The organism is Sphingomonas sp. BRN-1R, assembly GCF_057748035.1.
Map to the genome: position 1 here is coordinate 3,201,308 of NZ_CM173236.1, position 24,671 is coordinate 3,225,978.

The window sequence follows — 24,671 nt, forward strand, 5'->3', positions numbered from 1 at the left end:
GCTTCTCCAACGGCCAGATGCCCGGAAAGTTGCAGAGTTGTTGCAGCGCAGCGCATTTTACCCTTAACATAGGTGATGGTAGCGCACCCATAATGGGCGTGCGAAATCAGCCCCGGCCGCGGTATCCCGGCACGTCCTGCGACGGTAGCCACAAGCCCTCCGGCGGCGCGCCCGATTGCCAGAAAACGTCGATCGGGATGCCCCCGCGCGGATACCAATAGCCGCCGATCCTGAGCCACAGCGGCTGCATTTCCGCGAACAACCGCTCGCCGATGCCGACCGTGCAATCCTCGTGGAACGCCTGATGGTTGCGGAAACTCCCGAGGAACAGCTTCAGCGACTTGGATTCGACGATCGTCTCGGCCGGAGCATAGTCGATCACCAGATGCGCGAAGTCGGGCTGGGCCGTTACCGGGCATAACGAGGTGAATTCGGGCGCGGTGAAGCGCACCAGATACGGGCGGCCGCGCCGCGGATTGGGAACGTAATCGAGGACTGCCGCTTCGGGCGAAGCGGGCAGCGCGCTGGGCTGGCCGAGATGGGTGATGCTCATGGCTACGCTATGTAGCGACGCGCGTCCGCGATCGCCACTCCATCGCGGACGGCGCTTCAACGCGGCGCGGATCGGGGTTAGGAGGGCCGGCGTAACGGCTACGGGAAACACGCATGGACTCGCTGGTATCCACCGAATGGCTCGCCGCCGAACTCGGCGCGGACGATCTCCGTATCGTCGACGCGAGCTATTATCTCGCTGAACACAAGCGCGACGCGGTGGCGGAATTTGCTGCGGCGCACATACCCGGCGCGGTGTTCCTCGACCTGCGCGACGTCGCCGATACCGCCAGCCCGCTACCCACCATGCTGCCCGCCCCGCATGCCTTCGCGCAGGCCATGGCGGCGCTGGGGCTCGGCGATGGCACACGGATTGTCCTGTACGACGCGTCTCCGGTGCGATCTTCGGCGCGCGCATGGTGGATGCTGCGCCACTTCGGCGTGCGCGACATCGCCATCCTCGACGGCGGTTTCGCGAAATGGCAGGCCGAGGGCCGCGCCACCGAGGCTCGCGCGCCCGCCCCGACACCGGCCGCCTTCACGCCGGGCGCAGTCCGCGACGACGTGCGCGATCTCGCGGCGATGCGCGCCAACCTCGACAGCGGTGCCGAGCAGATGCTCGACGCGCGGTCGGCCAGCCGCTTCACCGGCGCGGAGGCCGATCCCCGGCCCGGCGTCGCGCCCGGCCATATTCCCGGCTCGAAGCATCTCCATTATGCGCGGCTGTTCAACCCCGACAACACGTGGAAGACGGGCGCGGCGCTGCAAGCCGAGTTCGACGCGGCGGGCGTTGACCTCACCCGCCCGCTCGTCACTACCTGCGGTTCGGGGATCACCGCCGCCGGGTTGCTGTTCGGCGCGCATCTGCTCGGGGCCGACGGCGCGCTTTACGACGGCAGTTGGTCCGAATGGGGCGCGGATGCGACCACCCCCAAGGCGACGGGCGCGGCGGCATGAGCGGCGGAGGCAAGGTCGGCGGGGACAAGGTCGGCGGGGGCAGCGGTGATTCCACCCGCGTCGTCGGTGCGGGGCGGCGCAAGGAATGGACGCAGGGCATCGTCAACACACCCGTGTGGCGCGCCTCAACCATCCTCTACGACAGCGTCGCCGACCTGCGCGCCTCGGGCGCGACAGACACCCACCACCGGCTGTTCTACGGCCGGCGCGGCACGCCAACCCAGTGGAGCCTTGCCGATGCGCTGACCGAACTCGAGCCCGGCGCGGAGGGGACGTTCCTCTACCCCTCGGGCGTGGCGGCGATCGCGGCGGCGCTGCTGTCGGTGCTGTCCCCCGGCGACGAACTGCTGCTGGTCGACAGCGCCTATGATCCGTCGCGCGGGATTGCCAACACCTTGCTCAAGCGGATGGGCATCACCACCCGCTTCTACGATCCGCTGATCGGCGCCGGCATCGCCGATCTGATCGGCCCGGCCACGCGCGCGATCCTGATGGAGAGCCCCGGCAGCCTCACCTTCGAGGTGCAGGACGTGCCCGCGATCTGCGCGGCGGCCAAGGCGCGCGGGGTGACGACGCTGATCGACAACACCTGGGCGACGCCGCTGTTCTTCCCTGCGATCGGGCACGGAGTCGATCTGTCGATCCTCGCCGCCACGAAATACATCGTCGGCCATTCCGACGTGATGCTCGGCTCCGTCACCGCCGCGCCGGGGCATTTCGCGAGATTGCGCGACACCAGCTTCCAGCTTGGCCAGGTGGCGAGCCCCGACGACGCGTGGCTCGGCGCGCGCGGGCTTCGCACGATGGCGGTGCGGCTGCGCCAGCACCAGGCGAGCGCGCTGCGCATTGCCGAGTGGCTCGCCGGGCGACCGGAGGTGTCGCGCGTGCTGCATCCCGCGCTCGCCTCCTGCCCCGGCCACGACGTGTTCGCGCGCGATTTCCTCGGCTCGTCCGGGCTGTTCTCGTTCGTGCTGAACGGCGGGGACGAGGCGGCCCGCGCCGCGCTGATCGACGGGCTCGCGCATTTCGGCATCGGCTATAGCTGGGGCGGGTTCGAAAGCCTCGCGCTGCCGGTCGATCCTGCACGCTACCGCACCGCCACCCGCCGCGACGATGCCGGGCCGATGATCCGCCTCCAGATCGGGCTGGAGGACAGCGACGACCTTATCGCCGATCTCGAGGCCGGTCTCGCGAGGTTCCGCGCGTTGCTGTGAAGACGTGTGGCGCGCGCGCCACACCAGCAACAAACCAGACACAGACCAGCAAAATTATGTTGTGCTGCATCATAAGCGCAGCCAAGTTGCGGCTTCCAACGGCCAGTAGCGCGGAGGGTTCGCCCTTACAGACGCACATGCTCGCGGAAGCAGGCGGGGACGACGCATTTTCGAAAGGGAAACGATGCGCTTCTCCACACTCTCGCTCGGCGCGCTTTTGCTCGCCGCCACCGCCACGCCCGCTTTCGCGGACGACGCACCCACGGCTCCGGCGCCGGCGATCACCGTCTCGGGCGGCGCCACGCTGATCTCGGACTATCGCTTCCGCGGCATTTCGCAGACCGACAAGAAGGTCGCGCTTCAGGGCACCTTCACCGTTGCCCACGAATCGGGCCTGTACGCCACCGTCTGGGGCTCCACGATCGACGACTACATCGCCAACGGCAGCGATCAGGAAGTCGATCTGATCGCGGGCTATTCGAAGACGATCAACGGCATCAAGCTCGATGGCGGCGTGCTCTATTATTACTATCCCGGCGGCGGCCACGCAAACACCGACTTCGCGGAGCCCTATTTTGACATCTCGACCCAGATGGGCCCGGTCAACGGCAAGGTGACGGTCAATTACGCGCCCAAGCAGAAGGCGCTGACGGTCGATGGCATCCACTCGGAAGACAACGTCTATCTCGCCGGCGATCTCGCCGCATCGGTTCCGAACACGCCGTTCGGCCTCACCGCGCACCTCGGCCATACCTTTGGCCCGAGCTACCTGTCGATCGGCAAGGAATATACCGACTGGGGTCTCGGCGGCACGGTGACGTGGAACCACCTCACGCTCGGCGTCAGCTACGTCGACACCAACAAGGACTCGTTCATCACCGATCAGCACGGCGAAACGCGCAACATCGCCAAGAGTGGCGTGGTGGTCTCGCTGGGCGCGGCTTTCTAAGCCGCTGCGGCGGTTGCCCCGGATCGCTCCGGGCAACCGCTTCCGACCGGATACGAAAAAGGGGGAGCGGTGCACCGCTCCCCCTTTTTGTTTCCGTGCCCGACCCGATCAGTTGGGTGTCGAGGCGCGTGCGCTCTGCCCGTCGCCGACCGGCGCTGCGACCACGTCGCGGGTCGAAGCGCCCTTGTCGGCGACCGTCGTCGCGGGATCATCCACCGAGGACCGGATGCCGGGATCGTCGCTTTCCGCTCCCGCCGCGCCGATCGTCGCGCCCTCACCCGCGCTGCGCGGGGCCGAGCCGCCGAACAAAGCATCGAGCGCCTGTGCGTTGGGGCTCACGTCGTTGGCGCGCGCCGCACCGGGCTTGGGGGGCGCGAGCGAGAAGTCGGGCGGGATCACCAGCGGCGCCTGACGCGCGACGGCGAATTCGTCGGGGCCGCCAGGCTTCCCCATGCGCGAATGGCCGCACCCGCCGAGCAACAGCGCGACGCTCGACACGCCCGCGACACACACCAATTTACGCATTGCCAGAAGTCTCCACAGAATCTCGTGTCGCTTGTCGTTCGCTGCTGGGCTTGTCGCGTACCAGAAGCGCGCGGACGAACAAGACGAGCACACCTACCGTAATCGCCGCATCGGCGACATTGAAGACCAAAAACGGTTGCCACGCGCCGATATGAAAATCGGCGAAATCGACCACATAGCCGAGCCGCACCCGATCGAGGATATTGCCGATCGCGCCGCCGAAGATGCAGCCGAGCGCGACCTGCTCGATCCGCTTCGGCTCGCGCAGCATCCACACCAGCACGCCGACCGCGATCAGCCCGGTCATCGCCACCAGCGCCCAGCGCATCGTGTCGCTGTCGGCGTGGAGCAACCCCAGCGAAACGCCGTGGTTGGCGACGAAACGGAGGTTGAAGAACGGCGTGATCTCGCGCGCGTCGGTAAGATCGTCCAGCCGCAGCACCTGCGTGATGCCGTATTTGGACGCCTGATCGGCGGCGAACAGCAGAGCGGCGGCCGCGAGTCCGGCGAACGGAAGTCGGCTCATGCCACCACGCTTTCGCAGCGGTCACACAGCGCGAGGTCTTCGACCACCTCGGGCAGCAGTCGCCAGCAGCGGCCGCATTTGTGGTATTCGGTGCGCGACACCGCGATGGCATCGCCCTTCGATACCTTCGCGACGATGAACGCCTCGGCCAGCGCTTCGGCCGAGACCGGCAGCGCAGGCACCGTCACCTCCGCCTCCAGGCTGGAACGCACCACCTTCTCGCGGCGCAGCGGCTCGATCGCCTCGGTCACTTGCGCGCGAAGCGCCCGGACTTCGGCCCAGAGCGTGGACACACCGTCGTCGCCCGGGACGGCAGGCAGCTCGGGCCATTCGAGGAAGTGGACCGACCCGTCCTCGCTCGGAAAACGCGCAGCCCAAGCTTCTTCCGCGGTGAAGCACAGGATCGGCGCGGACCAGCGCACCAGCGCGTGGAACAGCAGATCGAATACGGTGCGCGCCGCGCGCCGCTTGATGTCGCCGGGCGCATCGCAATACAGCGAATCCTTGCGGATATCGAAGTAGAAGGCCGACAGATCCTCCTGCGCGAAATCGGTGAGCAGCCGCAGGTAACGGTTGAACTCATACGCTTCCGCCGCCGTCTTCAACTCTCGGTCGAGGCCGCCGAGCAGGTGGAGGACGTAGCGCTCCAGCTCGGGCATGTCGGCGGGCGCGACCTTCTCGTCGTCGCTGAACCCGTCGAGCGCGCCGAGCAGATAGCGGAAGGTGTTGCGCAGCTTGCGATACGCGTCGCTGGTGGTGGCGAGCACCTCCTTGCCGATGCGCACGTCCTCGAAATAATCGACCGAGGCGACCCACATGCGCAGGATGTCCGCACCGCTTTCGCCGATCACCTTTAGCGGATCGACCACGTTGCCGAGGCTCTTGGACATCTTGCGGCCGTTGCCGTCGAGCGCGAAGCCATGCGTCAGCACCGCGTCATACGGCGCGCGCCCGCGCGTGCCCGAGGATTCGAGCAGCGACGACTGGAACCAGCCGCGATGCTGGTCCGACCCTTCGAGATAGAGGTTGGCGCGCACGCCCGCGCCGTACCGCGCCTCGACCACGAAGGCGTGGGTCGAGCCCGAATCGAACCACACATCGAGAATGTCGGTGACAACCTCGTACTCGGCAAGATCATAGTCGGGGCCGAGCAGCGCCTGATGATCGGCCGCGAACCACGCATCCGCGCCGCCGGCGGTGAACGCCTCGCGGATGCGCTGGTTGACTGCGGGATCGCGGAGGTAATCGCCGGTCTGGCGGTGGACGTACAGCGCGATCGGCACGCCCCACGCGCGCTGGCGGCTGATCACCCAGTCGGGCCGCTGTGAGACCATCGCGTTGATGCGGTTCTTCGATCGCTCCGGCACCCAGCGCGTCTGCTCGATCGCGTCGAGCGCGATCTGGCGGAGCGTCGCGCCGTTGCCAGCCGCCGTCGCCCCGACGCTCCCAACAGCCGTCACCCCAGCAGAAGCTGGGGTCTCCCGCGGCTCCTGCCCCGCGCCTTCGCCCGTCACCCCAGCTTCCGCTGGGGTGACGGTGGTGGCGGGCGATACCTCGCTACGGTCCATAGGAATGAACCACTGCGGCGTGGCGCGGAAGATCACCTTCGCCTTCGAACGCCAGCTATGCGGATAGGAGTGCGCGAAGTCGTCCGACGCGGCGAGCAGCGCGCCCACCTCGCGCAGGTCCGAACAGATCGGCCCCTCGGCGCTGACGAACTTCTTGTTGATGACGCTGCCCTGTCCGCCCAGCCACAGCCAGTCGGCGCGGTACATCCCCGCGCCGTCGACCGCGAACACGGGGTCGATGCCGTTCGCCTTGCACAGCAGGAAGTCGTCCTCGCCATGGTCCGGCGACATATGGACGAGGCCGGTGCCGGCGTCGGTGGTGACGAAGTCGCCGGCGAGAAACGGGCGCGGCTTGGCGAAGAACCCGCCGAGGTGGTGCATCGGGTGGCGAGCGGTGGCACCGGTAAACGCGCTAGATCCGAGAATAAGCGTAGCCGAGGGCTTGACCCAACGGAAATTTGGATTTGGCTCTCGAAATTGCTCCATCCGCTCAACGAGCGCTTTCACAAGATTGCTGGCAACCACGTAGCGTCGCCCATCAATATCAACGACTGTGTAAGCAATTTCAGGCCCATAAGCCAAAGCCTGGTTGACCGGGATCGTCCACGGCGTCGTCGTCCAGATCACCGCATGCGCGCCGACCAGCTCGGGCGCGTTCGGCGCTTCGGTGATCTCGAACGCGACGTCGATCTGCGTCGACACCACGTCCTCATATTCGACCTCGGCCTCGGCGAGCGCGGTCTTCTCGACCGGGGACCACATCACCGGTTTGGCGCCACGGTAGAGCTGGCCCGACTCCGCAAACTTGAGCAGCTCGCCGACGATCGACGCTTCCGCCTCATACTTCATCGTCAGATACGGGTCGGCCCAGTCGCCCATCACGCCGAGCCGCTCGAACTGCGCGCGCTGCACCGCCACCCACTTCTCGGCATAGGCGCGGCACTCGGCGCGGAACTGCGCGACCGGCACCTGATCCTTGTCGAGCTTCTTGGCGCGGTACGCCTCCTCGACCTTCCACTCGATCGGCAAGCCGTGGCAGTCCCAGCCCGGCACGTAGGGCGCGTCCTTGCCCATCAGCGACTGGCTGCGGACGATGATGTCCTTCAGCACCTTGTTCATCGCATGACCCATGTGAATGTCGCCATTCGCATAAGGCGGGCCGTCGTGGAGGATGAAGCGCTCGCGCCCGGCGCGCTGCTCGCGCAGGCGCTCGTACAGGCCGAGCTTCTCCCACCGCGCGAGGATCGCGGGTTCCTTGGCGGCGAGGCCCGCCTTCATTGGGAAGTCTGTCTTCGGCAGGAAGACGGTGTCGCGCCAGTCGCGCGGGCTCTCGGGTGCGGAAGTGTCGGTCATGAAGCGCGCGCCTTAGCCGAGCGACGCGCCACTATAAAGCCCCCGCCCACCCATCAGGCCCTCACCAGTTCCACACCATGCCGGTTTGGCTGAACGGCTTTGGCTCTTTGGGCGGGATGGTTGCGTCGTTGAGTTCGACCTGCCAGAAGCCGACGTCGATCCAGCGGCCGTTCTTGTAGCCTGCCTCGCGCAGCACGCCGGTGCGCCTGAAGCCGACCGATTCGTTGAGGCGCATCAGCCAGTCGTTGGGAAGCGTGATGACGGTGACGGCATGGGTGAACCCCTGCGCGCGCACCGTGTCGATCAGCGCGTCGTACAACTGGCGGCCATAGCCCTTACCCTGCGCCGGCTGCGCGAGATAGACCGACGTCTCGATCGTGTAGCGATAGGCCGGGCGGTCGCGGAACGTGCCGGCATAGGCGTAGCCGATCACCGTCTGCGCTTCGCCTTCGGTGACGACCAGCCACGGGAAATAGCCGTCGGACGCGAGCATGCGCGTGCGCATCTGCTCTGCGTCAGGCGCGTCGCTCTCGAACGACACCGTACCCGCCTCGACATAGGGGCGGTAGATGTCCGCGATCGCCGCAGCGTCATCGGGCGTGGCGGGGCGGACCGCGATTACCATCCGAAGTGCGCCAGAATGGTGTTCATCAGCGTCACGTCCCCCTGTGCCGGCGCAGTCGCGCCGAGGCCCTCGCATTCGAGGCAGCGCGCCTGGATCGCCGCGCCCGTGCCGATCCGCTTCACGTCGCCGATCGCCTGCGCGAAGGCGGCGCGGTGCTGCGCGGCGATGCGCGTGAAGGCGTCACCCGCGGTTTTCGCGTCGTCGTCATCATCACGCGTGAATTGCGCGATCAACCGAGCGAACGCACTCGGCTTCTTCTCGAGATATTCGGCATGGTAGCTGCTGAGGCCAGCCAGCTTGGCCGCCGCCGCAACCGCATCGTCGAGCCCGCCGAACTGGTCGACCAGCCCGATCTGCCGGGCGGTGCCGCCATCCCACACGCGCCCCTGCCCGATCTCGTCGACGCGCTGCGGGGTCAGGTGGCGCGCGGCGGCGACGCGGCCGATGAACTGCCTGTAGCCGTTCTCGATCCCCGCCTGGAAGATCGCGTCGGCCTGCGGGGTGGTGCCCGCGTAGATGTCGGGCTGGCCCGACAGCGGCGTGGTCTTCACCCCGTCCGTCGTGATGCCGATCTTCTTAAGCGTGTTCTCGAAGGTCGGGATGATGCCGAAGATGCCGATCGAACCGGTGATCGTGTTCGGCTCGGCGAAGATGCGGTCGCCCGCGGTCGACACCCAATAGCCGCCCGATGCCGCGACCGAACCCATCGACACGACGATCGGCAGCTTCTGCGCCTTCGCCTCCTGGATCGCGCGGCGCATCGTCTCCGACGCGAGCGCGGAGCCGCCCGGCGAGTCGACCCGCACCACCAGCGCCTTGAGGGTCTTCTTGGCGAGCCCGTCGAGCATCAGCCGCGCGATCGTGTCGCCGCCGACGCTGCCGCCGGTCGACTTGCCGTCGACGATATCACCCGCGATCGTCAGCACGCCGACCGCGTCGCCGCCGGTCGCCAGCGGATTGCGCGCGACATAGCCGTCATAGGCGATCGTCTTGAAAGAACCGACCGGCTTGCTGGTGTCGGTGCCGGCGATCTCCGCGACACGCTTGGCGAAATCGAGCCGGGTGCCGAGCTTGTCGACCAGCCCCGCGTCGAGATTGGCCTTGGCGATATCGCCCTGCGCGGCGGCGATCACCTGATCGGGCTGAGTGAGGAACGGGCCGACCTTGGCCTTGGGACGCGCCTTGGCGATCGCCTCCTGCCACTGGCCGAACAGCACCTGGTAGAGCTTGACGACCTCTTCCTTGGCCTCTGGCGAAGCGGCGTCGCGCGTGTAGGGCTCGACGAAGGACTTGTACTTGCCGACGCGATAGACGTGCGCATTGACGCCGAGCTTGTCGATCAGGCCTTTATAGTAAAGCTGCGTGCCGCCCGGCCCCATGAACAGCGAGCCGCCCATCGGGTTGACCCAGACTTCGCTGGCGTTGGCGGCGAGGCGATAGGCACCGTCGGTATAGGCGGTGGCATAAGCGAGCACCGGCTTGCCGCTGTCGCGCACGCGGCGGATCGCATCGCCGACTTCGCCGAGCGCCGCCGGATAGCCGCCGCCGAACGAGTCGAGATCGAGCACGACCACCTTCACGTCGGCGTCGCCCTTCGCCTTGTCGAGCGCACGCACGAGGTCGCGCAGCCGGTATTCGGTGGTGGTCGGCGATCCGCTCAGCGAGGCGAGCGTGCCCGGCTCGCCCGGCTGTTCGACGATCGGCCCGTCGAGCTTGAGCAGCAGTGCGCCCTGCCGGTTCGAGGAGCCAGCCGGCCGCGCCGCGAGCGCGCCGAACAGCACCCCGAAGAACAGCAGCATCGCGATCAGGACGAGCGCGTCCTTGATCCCGACCAATAGCTTCCACGCACCCCGAACGAGTTTCACTCTGCCGCTCTCCTGTTGGCGGATGACCTCCACTCGCTAGAGCATCGCCACGACCGCGTAAACTCCCGTGCTAGGCGGGCAACACAGTCGAAAAATTGGTCGCGCGCTCGGTTGCCGATGGTTGACGATGCGCCGGAACAGGCACATATGAGCGCCGCTGGCACTCACCTTCGGCGAGTGCTAACAACTTTCATCAGGCACTGAAATGAAGGACAGCGCATGAACTTTCGTCCGTTGCACGATCGCGTTCTCGTCCGCCGGGTTGAGGCGGAAGAGAAGACCGCGGGCGGGATCATCATCCCCGACACCGCCAAGGAAAAGCCGCAGGAAGGCGAAGTCGTCGCCGCCGGTGCCGGCGCCAAGGCCGAGGACGGCAAGGTGACGCCGCTCGACGTCAAGGCCGGCGACAAGATCCTGTTCGGCAAATGGTCGGGCACCGAGGTCAAGGTCAACGGTGAAGACCTGCTCATCATGAAAGAGTCGGACATCCTCGGGATCGTCGGCTGAACCCATTTCCGTCACCCCAGCGCACGCTGGGGTCTCCCCGGGGCCGGGCGACCGCCCACCCCAACAAGATCCCAGCGTCCGCTGGGATGACGATCTTTTGAAAGGCTAGAACAATGGCAGCCAAGGACGTAAAATTCAGCCGTGACGCGCGCGAGCGCATCCTGCGCGGCGTCGACATCCTCGCCGATGCGGTGAAGGTCACGCTCGGGCCGAAGGGCCGCAACGTCGTGATCGACAAGTCGTTCGGCGCACCGCGCATCACCAAGGACGGCGTCACCGTCGCCAAGGAAATCGAACTCAAGGACAAGTTCGAGAACATGGGCGCGCAGATGGTTCGCGAGGTCGCCTCGAAGACCAACGACGTCGCTGGCGACGGCACCACCACCGCCACCGTGCTCGCCCAGGCAATCGTGCGCGAAGGCATGAAGTCGGTTGCGGCCGGCATGAACCCGATGGACCTCAAGCGCGGCATCGATCTCGCCGTCGCCAAGGTTGTCGAGGACGTGAAGGGCCGTTCGAAGCCGGTTTCGGGTTCGTCGGAAGTCGCGCAGGTCGGCATCATCTCGGCCAACGGCGACAAGGAAGTCGGCGAGAAGATCGCGGAAGCGATGGAGAAGGTCGGCAAGGAAGGCGTCATCACCGTCGAGGAGGCCAAGGGTCTCGACTTCGAACTCGACGTCGTCGAGGGCATGCAGTTCGACCGTGGCTACCTCTCGCCCTACTTCATCACCAACCCGGAGAAGATGACGGTCGAACTCGCCGACCCGTACATCCTGATCCACGAGAAGAAGCTGTCGAACCTTCAGGCGATGCTCCCGATCCTGGAAGCCGTCGTTCAGTCGGGTCGCCCGCTGCTCATCATCGCCGAGGACATCGAGGGTGAGGCTCTGGCCACGCTCGTGGTCAACAAGCTGCGCGGCGGCCTCAAGGTCGCAGCGGTCAAGGCACCGGGCTTCGGCGATCGCCGCAAGGCGATGCTCGAGGACATCGCCGTCCTGACCAAGGGCGAAGTGATCTCGGAAGACCTCGGCATCAAGCTCGAGACCGTCACGCTCGGCATGCTCGGCACCGCCAAGCGCGTCACCATCGACAAGGACAACACCACCATCGTCGATGGTGCGGGTGAAGCCGAGTCGATCAAGGGCCGCACCGATGCGATCCGTCAGCAGATCGAGATCACGACCTCGGACTATGACCGTGAGAAGCTCCAGGAGCGTCTCGCCAAGCTCGCTGGCGGCGTGGCCGTCATCAAGGTCGGCGGCGCTTCGGAAGTCGAAGTGAAGGAGCGCAAGGATCGCGTCGACGACGCGCTGCACGCGACCCGCGCGGCTGTCGAAGAAGGCATCGTTCCCGGCGGCGGCACCGCGCTGCTGTACGGCACGCGTGCTCTGGAAGGCCTGACCGGCGCCAACGAGGACCAGACCCGCGGCATCGACATCATCCGCAAGGCGCTGACCGCACTGGTTCGCCAGATCGCGACCAACGCCGGCCATGACGGTGCGGTGGTTTCGGGCAAGCTGCTCGACCAGACCGACACCTCGTTCGGCTTCAACGCCTCGACCGACGTGTACGAGAACCTGGTTTCGGCCGGCGTGATCGACCCGACCAAGGTCGTGCGCACCGCGCTCCAGAACGCAGCCTCGGTCGCCGGCCTGCTCATCACGACCGAAGCGGCCGTGAGCGAGCTGCCGGAAGACAAGCCCGCGATGCCCGCAATGGGCGGCGGCGGCATGGGCGGTATGGGCGGCATGGACTTCTGATTTTCGACCGGGGCAGCGAAAGCTGCCCCGGACGGAAAATCAGAACGGCCGGCGGGTCGGCGGCAAAGCCGTCGATCCCGTCCGACGCAAGGCGGCGGCTTTGCCGTCGCCCGTTCCAAGCACCCAGCCCACCAAGCTGGACCAAAACGAAGGGCCGGAGGAGCCATCCCCGGCCCTTTGTGCGTCCCGCCCGATCTGTTATGATGCACACATGGCCCAGAAGGTCGCAATCGATTCCGCCTACCGCCGCGTCTCGGTCGAGGAGTTCCTCGACATGGATTTCGGCGGCGCGAAGGCGGAACTGGAAGACGGCCTGATCTACATGATGGCGAGCGGCAGCGAGGAACATGCGCGGGTCGCAGGCAACATCTATGCCTATCTCCACCGCGCGCTACGCGGCTCGGGCTGTCGGCTCTACGGCTCCGACTTCGCGACTCGCACCGACGAGCGGACCGCGCGCTTCCCCGACATCAGCGTTTATTGCAACAACCCCGCCGCGCCCGAGAACGCGCGCAAGAAGCTGCTCGGCGATCCACGCGTGGTGTTCGAGGTGCTGTCGCCTTCGACATCCGCCTTCGACCAGAAGGTCAAGCTGCTCGAGTATCGCGCGCTCGCCGGTGTGGAGGCGATCGTGCTGGTCGATACCTCTGACGAACGCGTCCGCGTCGTGCGCCGCGTGTCTGGTGACGACTGGGCGGACACCTGGCTTCCGACGGGCGCGGACGTAGCGCTGCCGTCGCTCGGCATCACCCTTCCGCACGCTGAGATTTTCGCACGCGACTAACTGACATTTGCGCTATGCTCGCGCGCAGAGGTGCCGATGCGACACGATCCCGTCTTCAAGCCGATCACCGTAGAGCAGTTCCTGTCGATCACGTTCGGCAAGGACAAGAAGTTCGAGCTGATCGACGGTGAAATCCGCATGATGACCGGTGGCACACGCGCGCATGCCCGGGTCGCGATCAACATCATCGCCTATCTACGCGGTGTGTTGCGCGGCAAAGACTGCCGCCCATACGGGTCCGACGCGGGTATCCGCATCGACGACATCAACCTGCGCTACCCCGATGTCAGTGTGATCTGCGACGAGCCGCCGCTCCCCGAGACCGATACGCTCCAGACGTTCGAGCGCCCAAGGGTGATCTTCGAGGTGCTGTCGCCCTCCACCAGCAAGAACGATCAGGGCGAGAAGGCGGACGAATATCGCCGCCTCGCCTCGCTCGACACGCTCGTGTTCGTCGATCCGGCGAGCGAACTGACGCGTGTGATCCAGCGGCTCGGGCCTACATCGTGGCGCGACGATCTGTTCGCCGAACCGCACGATATCGACCTCCCGGCGCTCGGCATCACCCTTCCGCACGCCGAGATCTTCGCGCGCGACTAACCGCGATAGCGCATCGCCACGTCGCAGCGCGCATAGCGGGCGCCGAAGCGTGCCATGATGTCGGCATCGTGCTCGAAACCAAGCTTCTCGTAGAGGTGGATCGCGGCTGCGCATTTGCGGCTGGTGAGGAGGTAGAGCGTCTCCGCCCCCATCGCCCTGGCGCGCGCGATCATCGCGGTGAGCAGGAACTCGCCCGCCTTGCGGCCGCGCGCCGCCTCGGTCACGCCCATCTTGGTGAGTTCGAACTGGCCTTCGCCGGTCTTCTGCAACGCGCAGGTGCCGACGATGCCCGCACCGGGCGCCTCGACGAACAGGATCGCCCCGCCCGGCTCGATGATCCGCGCGCGGGGGTTGTCGAGCACCTCGCGGTCGGTCGCCTCCAGCGTGAACATCTGCGCGATCCAGGCGGCGTTGATGTCGCGGAACACCGGCGCGAGAGAGTCGCTGAATTCGTGAAGCACCAGCGACGATGCTCCACGCTCGGCAATGCGGCGTTCGAGCGGCTTGGCTGCGAGCGCCGCCTCCAGCATCGCGATCTGATCGAGCAACGGGCCGGACGCGCCTTCGCACAGCTCCACCGCCGCCGCTTCGACACGCGGCCAGAACTCCCCGCGCGCGCGTTCGGTCAGCGCTTGGCCGGCGGGGGTGAGCGCGAGCGTCTTCTGCCGCTGATCCTTATGCTCCCGCGACACCGCGACCAGATCGAGCGCGACGAGTGCGGTCACGATCCGCGTCACCGCCGGCTGGCTGACGCCGAGCGCCTCGATTGTCTCGCCCATTGTTAGCGGGCCATAACGATCGAGCGCGGCGATCAGCGGAAAGTGGCTCGGCTGGACCGGCAGACCCGCCTCGCGGATCGCGGCGGCGGCACCGGCCTGCATCCGTTCGGCCAGGCGCTTCAGACGGCTGCCGAGGAAAAGCGGACCCAGATCCTCCAGAATGTCACGCGGCATCATGATTTCCTTACACGCTATATAGCGTGTTATGTTTATTCACGAGCGTTGTAAAGATTCCGCATCACCCGTGCGCATCCTCACGCAGGAAATGAACGAAGGCGCGCAGCGGCGCGGGCATCAGCCGCCGCCCGGCGAAGTAGAGGAACGGCCCGCTGAACCGCACCGACCAGTCTTCCAGCACCGGCACCAGCGCACCGCGCGCGATACCCGGCGCGACATAGGCCTCGAACCCGGCGAACAGCCCCGCCCCCGCTTCCGCCGCCGCGAGCAGCAGCGCCATGCGGTTGCCGACCATGCGGGGCGTGGGCGCGACGAAGATCGTCTCGTCGCCCTTCTCATATTCCCACTCGCTGATCCGCCCGCTGACGAAACGGTAGAGGACGGCATCGTGCGCCACCACCTCGTCCGGGTGGACCGGCACGCCGCGCCGCGCGAGATAGGCGGGCGCGGCGACGGTGACGTAGCGATCATGGCGCGGGCCGATCGGCACCGCGATCATGTCCTGCTCCAGCCGCTCGTCGTAGCGGATGCCCGCGTCGAACCCGCCGGCGAGAATGTCGACGAACGTGTCGTCCGCGGTCACATCGACGCGAATGTCGGGATAGCGCGCCACGAAGCGCGCGAGGATCGGCGGCAGGATCAGGTCGGCGACGCCCACCGGCACGTTGAGCCGCAAGGTGCCGCGCGGCGCATCGGCTGAGCCGCCCGCCACCTCGACCGCGCGGCCGATCTCGGTGAGCGCGGGGCGGACCGACGCCAGCAGATCCGCGCCCGCTTCGGTCAGCGTGACGCTGCGCGTGGTGCGGTGGAGCAGCCGCACGCCGAGCCGTTCCTCCAGTCGTCGCACGCTGGCGCTGAGCGTCGAAGCGGAACCGTTGCGCAGGGTCGCGGCGCGGCGGAAGCTGCGTTGCTCGGCAACCGCGGCGAAGGCGGCGAGATCGCCTAGGTCGGCATCGGCCATTGTTCTGAAATCCGCACATGCTGTTCACCGAAGACGGGATTATCGCACAATCTGCGCCGCCCTAGATAGTCCGCATCATCAAGGAGCATCCCATGCAGACACGACTTCTCGGCAAGACCGGCCCGCGCGTTTCAGCGATTGGGCTCGGCGCGATGGGCATGTCGGGCAGCTACGGACCGTCCGACCGCGACGAAAGCATCGCCACCATCCATGCCGCGCTCGACGCGGGCGTGACGCTGATCGACACCGGCGACTTCTACGGCATGGGCCATAACGAGCTGCTCATTGCCGAGGCGCTCAAGGGCCGCGATCGCGATGCGGTGCAGCTGAGCGTCAAGTTCGGCGCTTTGCGCTCGCCCGATGGCGCGTTCATTGGTTTCGACGGGCGTCCGCAGGCGGTGAAGACCGCGCTGGCCTATACGCTCGAACGGCTCGGCGTCGACCATATCGACATCTACCGCCCGGCGCGACTCGACCCGTCGGTGCCGATCGAGGAGACGGTCGGCGCGATCGCCGAGATGGTGCAGGCCGGCTATGTGCGTCACATCGGCCTCTCCGAAGTCGGTGCGGAGACGATCCGCCGCGCCGCCGCAACGCACCCGATCTGCGACCTCCAGATCGAATATTCGCTCATCTCGCGCGGCATCGAGCGCGATATCCTGCCGACGCTGCGCGAACTCGGCATTGCGGTGACCGCATATGGCGTCCTCGCGCGCGGGCTGCTCAGCAGCCATTATCAACCGGGCCAGTCCGCGCCTGGCGATTACCGCACGCACACGCCGCGTTTCCAGCCCGGCGCGCTCGACCACAATCTCGCGCTTGGCGCGGCGCTGGGCAAGGTCGCCGAGGCGCGCGGCATCACCACCGCGCAGGCGGCGATCGCTTGGGTGGCGGCGCAGGGTGAGGACATCTTCCCCGTCGTCGGCGCGCGCACGCGCACGCGGTTGAGCGAGGCGCTCGGCGCGGCGGACGTGACGCTCGCGCCCGAAGACCTCGCCGCGATCGAGGCGGCGGTGCCGCAGGGTTCGGCCGTCGGCGATCGCTATCCGGCGCAGCAGATGGCGCACCTCGACAGCGAGCGCTGAGCGACGGGCCGGGGCGGATCCGCCGCCCCGGCGACACTCACTTGTCGGCGGCGAGCAGTTCCGGGCGCGCGGCCAGCGAGGCGGCGGTCGGCGCGGCGGGTGCGCCGCAGCGTTTGGCGAGGCCGAGCCCTTTGAGATACCCGCGCCGCACCGCGCCGGCATAGACCGCAGCCTCCGCACGACGCTGCGCTTTGTCCGCCCCGGTGATGACCCGCACCAGCCCGAGCCCCGGGATCAGCGTGCCCACCACCGCGCGCGCGCCCGCCGCCGCGATCGCCGAGCCCTCGCCCTTCTGCTTCGCAGGCGTATCCACGTCCGCGCCAAGCGCGCCGTTGAGCGCGCGGATCTGCGCGCCGATCGCCGCGCAGCTTTGCGTGCCGGCCGAGGAATACGGCGCGGAGGCGGCGCGTTGCAGCACCTCGGGGATCTTCTCCTCGCGGATGCGCGCGTCGCGCAACGGCTCGGTCGCGATATGGCCAAGGCCGTCGCGCTGCTGCTGCGCGCTTGCACCGGTGACCGGGGCGAACAGCAGCCCGGCGACGATCGCGCCCGAAGCGAAATGGGAGATGATGCGCATGGCGGAGCCTCCTTCAACGAAGATGATGCTGCCCCAAACGCACTTTGCGCGCGGTGGTTACGCAGGTGACACATTTTTCAGACACCCGCCCCCACCTAGCCAAGCGCCGGGCGCTTTGGCATCATCCGTCATCACGTTCTTGGGGGAATTACATGCCAGACCTGTCCCGCCGCGAGGCGATCGCCGCCGGCAGCCTCGCCACGCTCGCCGCCGCTTTTCCTGCCTTCGCACAGGCACCCGCAGACGGCGCGGCGTGGGATTTGAGCGACCTTTACGCGGACGATGCCGCCTGGGATGCGGCGCGCAAGGCGGCCCTCGCCGCGCTGCCCGGTTTCGCCAAATACAAGGGCACGCTCGGCACCAGCGCGGATGCGCTGGCGGCGGCGCTGTCGGCGCAAAGCGCGCTCGATCGCACGATCTCGCGCGTCTATACCTATGCCAGCCTCAAGGCCGATGCCGATCTGCGCGTCTCGGCCAATCAGGAGAAGGAGGCGCTCGCCACCGATCTCTACACCGCGTTCGGCGAGGCGACCTCGTGGGTGGCGCCCGAACTGCTCACCGTGGGCAAGGCGAAGATCGACCAGTTCGTCGCCGCCAACCGGACGCTCAAGACGCATTTCGACTTCCAGCTCGCCGACGTGCTGCGGCAGGAAGCGCATACGTTGTCGCCCGAGGGCGAGGTGCTGCTGGCGGGCACATCCGCACCCTTCAGCGGCCCCGGCGACATCCGCGGACAGCTCGTCGCCTCGGACATCCCGTGGCCGAGCGTCACGCTGTCGACCGGCAAGACGGTGCGGCTCGACGATCAGGCCTATACGCTCAACCGCGATGCGCCCGTGCGCGCCGACCGCAAGCTCGTGTTCGACACCTTCTGGGCGGAGTATGGCAAGTTCCAGGCGTCGCTCGGCGCGGCCTATCTCAGCCATGTGAAGGCCGATATCTACGCCAAGAAGGCGCGCAAATATCCGACCTCGCTGGCGATGGCGCTGTCGGGCGGCAACGTGCCCGAGGCGGTGTACCGATCGCTGGTGAAGGAGACCAACGCTGGCCTGCCCCAGCTCCACCGCTATTTCGAGCTGCGCCGCAAGCTGCTCAAACTGCCCGACATGGCCTATTACGACATCTACCCGCCGCTCGTGCAGCTCGACCGCAAGGTGAGCGTGCCCGAGATGCGCACCACCGTGATCGAGGCGCTGAAGCCGCTCGGCCCCGAATACGGCGCGATCTTCGCCGATGCGACCGCGAAGAAGTGGATGGACCCGCTGCCGCGTCCCGGCAAGAAATCCGGCGCATACATGAACCCCGGCGCGGCGTTCGAGGTGCATCCCTATCTGCTGCTCAACCTCGGCGAGAATTACGAGGGGATGACGACCTACGCCCACGAATGGGGCCATGCGATGCACACGCTGCTCGCCAACAAGAACAACGTGTACGAGAAGACCAATTACCCGATCTTCCTCGCCGAGATCGCCTCGACCTGCAACGAGGCGCTGCTCGCCGCCTATATGGTCGCGAACGCCAAGACCAAGGCGGAGAAGCTGTTCTACCTCGGCCAGCAGCTCGAATCGATCCGTGGCACCTTCTACCGGCAGGCGATGTTCGGCGAGTTCGAGCTGATGGTGCACGACAAGGCGGAAGCCGGCGAAGGCCTGTCGGGCGCGACGCTGACCAAACTCTATCTCGATCTGCTGCGTCGCTATCATGGGCCGAACGTGGCGATCTCGGACGTGTACGGTTCCGAATGGGCGTATATCCCGCATTTCTACACGAGCTTCTACGTCTATCAGTACGCCACCTCGATCTCGGCGGCGTCCTATTTCGCGCGCTCGATCCTGAAGGGCGGGCCCAAGGAGCGCGACACGTATCTGAAGGTGCTCAAGTCGGGCGGGTCGGACTATCCGGTCGACATCCTCAAGCGCGCCGGGCTCGATATGGCGAGCGCGACGCCATATCAGGCGATCGTCGCCAGCTTCAAGGACACGCTCGACCAGTGCGAGGCGCTGATGGCGTGAGCGGGTGGCGGGCGCCCGGTCGGGCGCCCGCTTATCCCGCAGGAACTTCGACGGGTGCGCGCGGCGGGAGGTTCGGGGTCACCGAGGTGTAGCGCCGCCGCGTCAGCCGGAAACGCACCGGCCGTTCGCGCCGAACCTCGATCATCGGCAGCATGGTGACGAGCAGCAGCCAGCTCGGCGCGAAACAGCCGTTCACCTCCGAGATGCTCTCGACCAGATTGGCGGCGAGCAGCGCCACCAGCAGCGTCTGCGCCGTCGAGGCCTCGCGGCTGAACACCACCGACAGCACGCCCCCGCCCGCCCACAGCAGATACAGACCGACCGCGACCCAGCCGAGTTCGAGCGCGAGGTTGATGTAGCCGCTCTGCACGCCGACATCGGTATCACGGTGCATGCGCTTCTGCATTTCGATCGTCACCTGCGAACCGCCGGCGGTGCCGTAACCGGTGCCGAGCGTGTGCTGCCGCGTCAGCGGCATCGCCTGTGCCCAGAGTTCGGAACGCCCGGTCATCGAGGTATCGCGGCCGAGCAGGTCGCCAGCGAGGCTGGGTTGCAGCAGCAGCACTGCCATGATGAAGCCGGCACTTCCGACCGTGGCGATCCGCCACAGGCTGCGGAGCCCGCGATTGCGGATCGGCAGCATCGCAATGCCCACCGCCAGCCCGGCGAGCGCGGCGATATCGGCGGTGGCGGAATTGGCGAACACCAATGTGACGAGATCGACCGCCACCATCGGATAGACCAGCAGCGCGGGCAATCTAGTGCTGCGCTGCGCGAACAGCGAGATCAGCAGATTGACCGCGAGGAACGGCCCGAACGTGTTTTTGTGCGGGAACACGCCGCGCCAGCGCCCGGCGTGCAAGCCCCCCATCAGCGCGTGCGCATCGCCGATCGCGGCAAGCGCGACCGATATGAGGATCAGTGCGGTGCTGAGCAGCCAGATCAGTCGCAAGGTCCGCTCAAAACCGAGCAAGGTGTGCGCCACCATCGTCGCGGCGAGCAGCAGGAACAGATTGGCGACCGCGAACACCACGGTGCCCGCATTGCTCGCCCAGGCGACCGAGGCCGCCGCGAGGCAGAAGAACACGCACAGCGCCGGCCCAAGCGACCGCAGCGGATTACGCGCTTTCAACAGGAACAGCACAACCAGCGCGAGCGCGGCGAGCAGCGGCACCTTGCCGCTGAACAGCCCGTTCACGACGGCATCATCGCCGCCATAGCCGCTGTCCGCCATCACCTGGGAATCGATCGTCGACCAGGTGAGGCCGGAGAAGACCAGCAAAACCAGCAGGAAGACCGGAATGTAGAGCGTACGAATCTTCACGAACGGCCTCGTGCTTCGGAGTCGGAGAGGTGCGAAAGATGTGGCGCGCGCATCGCCGCGGTGAACCCGTCAAGATACGCGATGGCCACCAACGTCACCCACCTGTCGAACGCGCCCGCAGGCGCACGGCATGTCACCTTCGGGTATGCCATTACGAAGGGCGTTGCCATCCTTTTCTGGTCGGCACGGCAGACTTTTGTGCAGTGCAGCGTGGATACGTGGTAAAAACGCGTCGTGGTGCGGAAATGCTCCATTCTGGCCCCTTCCGCTCGCAGCGTAGCTGCGATAGGCGCGGGAACGGTCGCATGCGGGGCGAACGGGGAAAATGCTGTGAAGATCGCCTTCTTCTACGAGGGGCTCAAGCCCGGCGGCGTCGAGCACATGATCGCCAACCTGTCGCATGAACTGCTCGCGCGCGGGCACAGCCTGACGCTGATCCTCGCGGGATCGCCCACCGACAAGGATTATGCGGTGGCGCCGAGTGTCGATATCCACTGGCTTCGTCATCCGACCAACAGCGCGCGCGGCACGATCGGCGCGCTCGCCAGGCTGCTGCGCGCCGGCCGCTATGATATCGTGCTGAGCGCGATGCCGCAGTTCAACAACGCCGCCGTTTTCGCGCGCATCCTGTCGCGCACATCTGCGCGTAACGTGCTGACCGAACGGACCAATCCGCAGGCCGATTACGTGCGGCTCGACGGTTGGAAGCAGAAGGCGTGGCACAAGGCTTCGGCGATCGCTTACCCGATGGCTGCCGAGATCGTCGCGGTGTCGGGCGGCCTCGCCGATTCGCTCGCGCGCTTCGCGCATCTCGACCGCAAGCGCATCACCGTCATCTACAACCCCGCCTATCGCGCCGAGACCTACAGCGACGCCGAGATCGCCGCCGCCGCACACCCGTGGACGCGCGACGGCCAGGGGCCGGTGATCGTCGCGGCCGGGCGGCTGGTCGAGCAGAAGGATTTCGCCACGCTGATCCGCGCGATGGCGCTGGTGCAGGCGAAACAGCCGGTGCGCGCGGTGATCTTCGGCGACGGTCCCGAGCGCGCCGCGCTGGAGGCGCTGGTCGCCGAGCATGGCCTGGGCGACCGCGTCGCGCTGCCGGGCTTCGTGCCGGATATCAACCCGTCGATCATCGCGGGCGGCATCTTCGTGCTGAGTTCGGCATGGGAGGGGTTCGGCAACGTGCTGATCGAAGCGCTCGGTTCGGGTGCGAGCATCGTCACCACCGATTGCCCCGATGGCCCGCGCGAGATCGTCGCCGACGGTCGCTTCGGCACGCTGGTGCCGGTCGGCGACGCGGCGGCGATGGCGGAGGCGATCCTCGGCGTGATCCGCGACCCCGCCCCGCGCGACCAGCAGATCGCCCGCGCTCGCGAATTCTCGATTCCGATCGCGTGCGACCAATATGAGGCGGTGTTCCGCCGCGCGCTCGGGCAGTCGCCCGCATGAGCGAGGCGCGCAAGTCGGTCCGCTGGACCGCGGTCGGCAACGTGTTGCGCTCGGTGCTGGCGACGGGGCAGTTGCTGATCGTCGCGCGTCTGCTCGCGGTGTCCGATTTCGGGCTCGTCATCCTGCTCACCTCGCTGCTGCTGCTCGCGCAGAACATCTCCGACGCCGGGCTGTCGACCGCGCTGATCCGCTTCCGCGACGTGACCGAGGACGAGAAATCGTCGCTCTACTGGCTCAACGTCGCGGTCGGGATGGCGATGGCGCTGCTCACCAACTTTGCCGCACCGTTCCTCGCGCATTTCTACTCGGCGCCGCAGCTCGAAACGATGCTGCGCATCGCCAGCACTTTGTTCATCGCCAACGGCTTCTACCTGCAACTGCGCGTGCTGGCGGAACGCGACTTGCGGTTCGACACGGTCATCAAGGTCGAGGTCGGCTCGTCGGTGGTCGGCTTCATCGTGACGGTGCTGCTCGCGCTGCGCGGGGTCGGGCCATATTCGGTGGTGTGGGGGCAGGTCGCGACCTCGATCAGCCTGCTCGCGCTGGCGTGGGCGATGCTCGCGCGTGACTGGCACCCCCGGCTGCACTTTGCCTGGGCCGACGTGAAGCGGTTCCTGTCCTACGGCATCGACATGCTGCTGGTGAACGCGGCGATCTCGTTCACCATCCAGCTCGATATCCTCATCGCCGGGCTGTTCTTCTCCAAACAGACGTTCGGCAGCTTCGGCCAGCCGCGCGATCTCAGCATGAAGATCATGACCGCGATCAACCCGGTGATCTCGCGCGTCGGGCTGCCGCTGATGGCGCGCGAACAGCATGATCCGGTGCGTGTCGGGCAGATCTACCTGCGCGTGCTGCGCATGTCCTCGTCGGTATGTTTCCCGGTCTATGCAGCCCTTGGCCTGCTCGGCGCGGATGTGCTGCCGGAGGTGCTCGGCGAACGCTGGCGCGCGGCGGGCGCGCTGACGCCGTATATCGCGATCTGGTTCGCACTGCGCTCCTCGGTCAATCCGCTCGGGACCTATATGTACGCGCTCGGCAAGAGCCGGGCGGCGCTCTATTACCAGCTCGCCTTTGCCGCGCTCGTCGCGATCGCCGCCTATTTCGGGTCGATGTACGGGCCGGTGGTGCTGTCGCTGGCGATGGCGGGCGTGTACCTCGTCTTCATCGAGATCGCCTGGGTCGCGGTGCTGCGCCCGCTCTCGGCAGTGCGCTTCCTCGATTATCACCACCAGATCTTCGCGCCGGGCGTGTCCGTCGTCGGCGCGGCATTGATGGTGTGGCTGGTGCGCGGGCTGGCGTGGGGCAGCTTCGTCGAGCGTACCGCTCTGTCGCTCGTCTGCGGCGGAACCGTTTTCCTCGCCTTAAGCGTTGTGCTCAACCGGCAGGGAGTCGACGAGATCATCGGTCTCGTCCATCGCAAGACGAGGATGCAGCCGGCATGAGATTTCGCACGCTGTTCGCCGCCACCGCCGCGCTGGTCGCGCTCGCCGGCACCGCCAGCGCCGCACCCAAGATCGGCGTCTATTACTTCCCCGGTTGGTCGCACGATTCGTTCGGCGCCAACACCCGGAACCCCGCCGCCGACGGCTGGGCCAAGATCAAGCCCTTTCCAGATCGCGAGCCGCTCAACGGCTGGTATCCGGGCAGCGACCCCGCGACGCTGCGCCAGCAGGCGGCGTGGATGAACGCGGCGCATCTCGATTACGTCGTGTTCGACTGGTATTACGAGAACGGCGCGGTGCAGTTGAGCGGCCCGCTCAAGGCCTATATGGCGCTCACCACCGCCCGCCCCAAGCTGAGCCTGCTGTGGGCCAACCACGGCAACCACACCACCACCGCCGACTGGCACGCGATCGTCGACGCGTGGGCCGGCTACTTCAAGAGCCCCGGCTATTTCAGACTGAACGGCCAGAACGTCGTGTTCGTGTTCGACGGCCAGCGCCTCGCCAGTGATGCCACCGCGGCGGGCGCGAGCGTGACCGACTGGATCGCCTATGCGCAAAGCCAGATGAAGGCGCAGGGGCTGCCGCCGCTGTACCTCGTCGCGGGCGTCTATAGCGGCGACGATCCGATCATCCCGAACGCCACCAAGCTCGGTTTCGCGACGGTCAGTTCCTACGGCATGCACGCGCGCCCGAACGACCGCACCGAGATCAAGGGCTATTCCAACCTCGACGCCGCCTATCGCGCGCAATGGCAGCGTATGACGCGTTTCGCGCCAACGGTGAAGCCGATCCTGCCGATGATGTCGGGTTGGGACCATCGCCCGTGGGGACCGCAGCCGCTGCGCGACGGCTCGATGTCGACCCCGGACGAGTTCAAGGCGCACCTCACCGCAGCACGCGCGGTGATGGCGGCCAAGCAGCTCGACGCGGGCGTGATCTGCTGCTGGAACGAATATGGCGAGGGCAGCTTCATCGAGCCGACCAAAAAATACGGCAAGGCGTTCGTGAACGACGTAGCGGCGGTGTTCCCGCGCTGAGCCGGCGCCGACGCACGATTAGCGCTTGACGAGT

At 66.8% G+C, this 24,671-nt stretch carries 23 protein-coding genes; 13 read left to right on the forward strand and 10 right to left on the reverse strand.

Features of this window, described 5'->3' with window-relative positions; translation table 11 throughout:
• Positions 1-106: 106 nt before the first annotated feature.
• Positions 107-553, reverse strand: a complete 447-nt coding sequence (gene queF / locus AC3ANX_RS14945; RefSeq protein WP_488334051.1) for a preQ(1) synthase — start codon at positions 551-553, stop codon at positions 107-109.
• Positions 554-666: 113 nt separating this feature from the next.
• Here queF and AC3ANX_RS14950 point away from each other — a divergent pair, with 113 nt between their 5' ends.
• The 3 genes from AC3ANX_RS14950 to AC3ANX_RS14960 all read left to right on the forward strand — a co-directional run bounded on the left by AC3ANX_RS14950 (position 667) and on the right by AC3ANX_RS14960 (position 3,672).
• The gene (locus AC3ANX_RS14950) at positions 667-1,509 is read left to right on the forward strand and encodes a sulfurtransferase (protein ID WP_488334052.1); all 843 of its coding nucleotides are present in this window, start codon (positions 667-669) and stop codon (positions 1,507-1,509) included.
• Positions 1,506-2,723 (forward strand): cystathionine beta-lyase, encoded by a 1,218-nt coding sequence (gene metC / locus AC3ANX_RS14955; RefSeq protein ID WP_488334053.1) that lies wholly within the window; start codon positions 1,506-1,508, stop codon positions 2,721-2,723. Before AC3ANX_RS14950 ends, metC begins: the two co-directional genes overlap by 4 nt.
• A gap of 184 nt (positions 2,724-2,907) precedes the next feature.
• Positions 2,908-3,672 (forward strand): TorF family putative porin, encoded by a 765-nt coding sequence (locus tag AC3ANX_RS14960; protein WP_488334054.1) that lies wholly within the window; start codon positions 2,908-2,910, stop codon positions 3,670-3,672.
• Between the two features lie 108 nt (positions 3,673-3,780).
• Here AC3ANX_RS14960 and AC3ANX_RS14965 read toward each other — a convergent pair whose 3' ends face one another.
• From AC3ANX_RS14965 to sppA, 5 genes are all read right to left on the reverse strand, one after another.
• Entirely contained in the window at positions 3,781-4,197 is a 417-nt protein-coding gene (locus tag AC3ANX_RS14965; RefSeq protein WP_488334055.1) for a DUF3035 domain-containing protein, read from the reverse strand.
• On the reverse strand, positions 4,190-4,723 hold the full coding sequence (lspA, locus tag AC3ANX_RS14970; RefSeq protein ID WP_488334056.1) for a signal peptidase II: 534 nt from the start codon (positions 4,721-4,723) through the stop codon (positions 4,190-4,192). Before lspA ends, AC3ANX_RS14965 begins: the two co-directional genes overlap by 8 nt.
• Positions 4,720-7,644, reverse strand: a complete 2,925-nt coding sequence (gene ileS, locus AC3ANX_RS14975; RefSeq protein ID WP_488334057.1) for an isoleucine--tRNA ligase — start codon at positions 7,642-7,644, stop codon at positions 4,720-4,722. Before ileS ends, lspA begins: the two co-directional genes overlap by 4 nt.
• A gap of 61 nt (positions 7,645-7,705) precedes the next feature.
• Positions 7,706-8,269 carry a GNAT family N-acetyltransferase gene (locus tag AC3ANX_RS14980; protein WP_488334058.1) on the reverse strand — a complete coding sequence of 188 codons (564 nt, stop codon included), beginning with the start codon at positions 8,267-8,269 and terminating at the stop codon, positions 7,706-7,708.
• Complete coding sequence (gene sppA, locus AC3ANX_RS14985) at positions 8,263-10,134, reverse strand: signal peptide peptidase SppA (protein WP_488334059.1); 1,872 nt, start codon at positions 10,132-10,134, stop codon at positions 8,263-8,265. The genes AC3ANX_RS14980 and sppA overlap by 7 nt, the downstream gene beginning before the upstream one ends.
• 219 nt (positions 10,135-10,353) lie before the next feature.
• Between sppA and groES the strand changes: the two genes are divergently transcribed.
• From groES to AC3ANX_RS15005, 4 genes are all read left to right on the forward strand, one after another.
• Entirely contained in the window at positions 10,354-10,641 is a 288-nt protein-coding gene (gene groES, locus AC3ANX_RS14990; RefSeq protein WP_488334060.1) for a co-chaperone GroES, read from the forward strand.
• Positions 10,642-10,754: 113 nt separating this feature from the next.
• Entirely contained in the window at positions 10,755-12,401 is a 1,647-nt protein-coding gene (gene groL / locus AC3ANX_RS14995; RefSeq protein WP_488334061.1) for a chaperonin GroEL, read from the forward strand.
• Positions 12,402-12,612: 211 nt separating this feature from the next.
• Positions 12,613-13,185 (forward strand): Uma2 family endonuclease, encoded by a 573-nt coding sequence (locus AC3ANX_RS15000; protein ID WP_488334062.1) that lies wholly within the window; start codon positions 12,613-12,615, stop codon positions 13,183-13,185.
• A 36-nt stretch (positions 13,186-13,221) separates the two neighbouring features.
• Positions 13,222-13,785: a Uma2 family endonuclease gene (locus AC3ANX_RS15005; protein WP_488334063.1), complete on the forward strand. Its 564-nt coding sequence runs from the start codon at positions 13,222-13,224 to the stop codon at positions 13,783-13,785.
• On the opposite strand, the gene AC3ANX_RS15010 is transcribed toward AC3ANX_RS15005, so the two are convergent.
• Together AC3ANX_RS15010 and AC3ANX_RS15015 are read right to left on the reverse strand one after the other, a co-directional pair.
• On the reverse strand, positions 13,782-14,738 hold the full coding sequence (locus AC3ANX_RS15010; RefSeq protein WP_488334064.1) for a bifunctional helix-turn-helix transcriptional regulator/GNAT family N-acetyltransferase: 957 nt from the start codon (positions 14,736-14,738) through the stop codon (positions 13,782-13,784). The two genes, AC3ANX_RS15005 and AC3ANX_RS15010, sit on opposite strands and share 4 nt — an antisense overlap.
• 64 nt (positions 14,739-14,802) lie before the next feature.
• The gene (locus AC3ANX_RS15015) at positions 14,803-15,702 is read right to left on the reverse strand and encodes a LysR substrate-binding domain-containing protein (RefSeq protein WP_488334065.1); all 900 of its coding nucleotides are present in this window, start codon (positions 15,700-15,702) and stop codon (positions 14,803-14,805) included.
• Positions 15,703-15,794: 92 nt separating this feature from the next.
• Here AC3ANX_RS15015 and AC3ANX_RS15020 point away from each other — a divergent pair, with 92 nt between their 5' ends.
• Positions 15,795-16,787, forward strand: a complete 993-nt coding sequence (locus AC3ANX_RS15020) for an aldo/keto reductase (RefSeq protein ID WP_488334066.1) — start codon at positions 15,795-15,797, stop codon at positions 16,785-16,787.
• Between the two features lie 37 nt (positions 16,788-16,824).
• On the opposite strand, the gene AC3ANX_RS15025 is transcribed toward AC3ANX_RS15020, so the two are convergent.
• On the reverse strand, positions 16,825-17,364 hold the full coding sequence (locus AC3ANX_RS15025; RefSeq protein WP_488334067.1) for a hypothetical protein: 540 nt from the start codon (positions 17,362-17,364) through the stop codon (positions 16,825-16,827).
• Positions 17,365-17,516: 152 nt separating this feature from the next.
• Here AC3ANX_RS15025 and pepF point away from each other — a divergent pair, with 152 nt between their 5' ends.
• Positions 17,517-19,376, forward strand: a complete 1,860-nt coding sequence (pepF, locus tag AC3ANX_RS15030) for an oligoendopeptidase F (protein ID WP_488334068.1) — start codon at positions 17,517-17,519, stop codon at positions 19,374-19,376.
• 31 nt (positions 19,377-19,407) lie between these two features.
• On the opposite strand, the gene AC3ANX_RS15035 is transcribed toward pepF, so the two are convergent.
• A complete protein-coding gene (locus AC3ANX_RS15035; protein WP_488334069.1) occupies positions 19,408-20,700 on the reverse strand; it encodes an O-antigen ligase family protein in 1,293 nt (430 codons plus the stop codon).
• A gap of 81 nt (positions 20,701-20,781) precedes the next feature.
• Between AC3ANX_RS15035 and AC3ANX_RS15040 the strand changes: the two genes are divergently transcribed.
• From AC3ANX_RS15040 to AC3ANX_RS15055, 4 genes are all read left to right on the forward strand, one after another.
• Positions 20,782-20,925: a hypothetical protein gene (locus AC3ANX_RS15040; protein ID WP_488334070.1), complete on the forward strand. Its 144-nt coding sequence runs from the start codon at positions 20,782-20,784 to the stop codon at positions 20,923-20,925.
• A gap of 105 nt (positions 20,926-21,030) precedes the next feature.
• A complete protein-coding gene (locus tag AC3ANX_RS15045; protein ID WP_488334071.1) occupies positions 21,031-22,152 on the forward strand; it encodes a glycosyltransferase in 1,122 nt (373 codons plus the stop codon).
• Positions 22,149-23,597, forward strand: coding sequence for a lipopolysaccharide biosynthesis protein (locus tag AC3ANX_RS15050; protein WP_488334072.1), 1,449 nt, complete (start codon positions 22,149-22,151; stop codon positions 23,595-23,597). The genes AC3ANX_RS15045 and AC3ANX_RS15050 overlap by 4 nt, the downstream gene beginning before the upstream one ends.
• Positions 23,594-24,637: a glycoside hydrolase family 99-like domain-containing protein gene (locus AC3ANX_RS15055; RefSeq protein WP_488334073.1), complete on the forward strand. Its 1,044-nt coding sequence runs from the start codon at positions 23,594-23,596 to the stop codon at positions 24,635-24,637. The genes AC3ANX_RS15050 and AC3ANX_RS15055 overlap by 4 nt, the downstream gene beginning before the upstream one ends.
• Positions 24,638-24,671 lie beyond the last annotated feature (34 nt).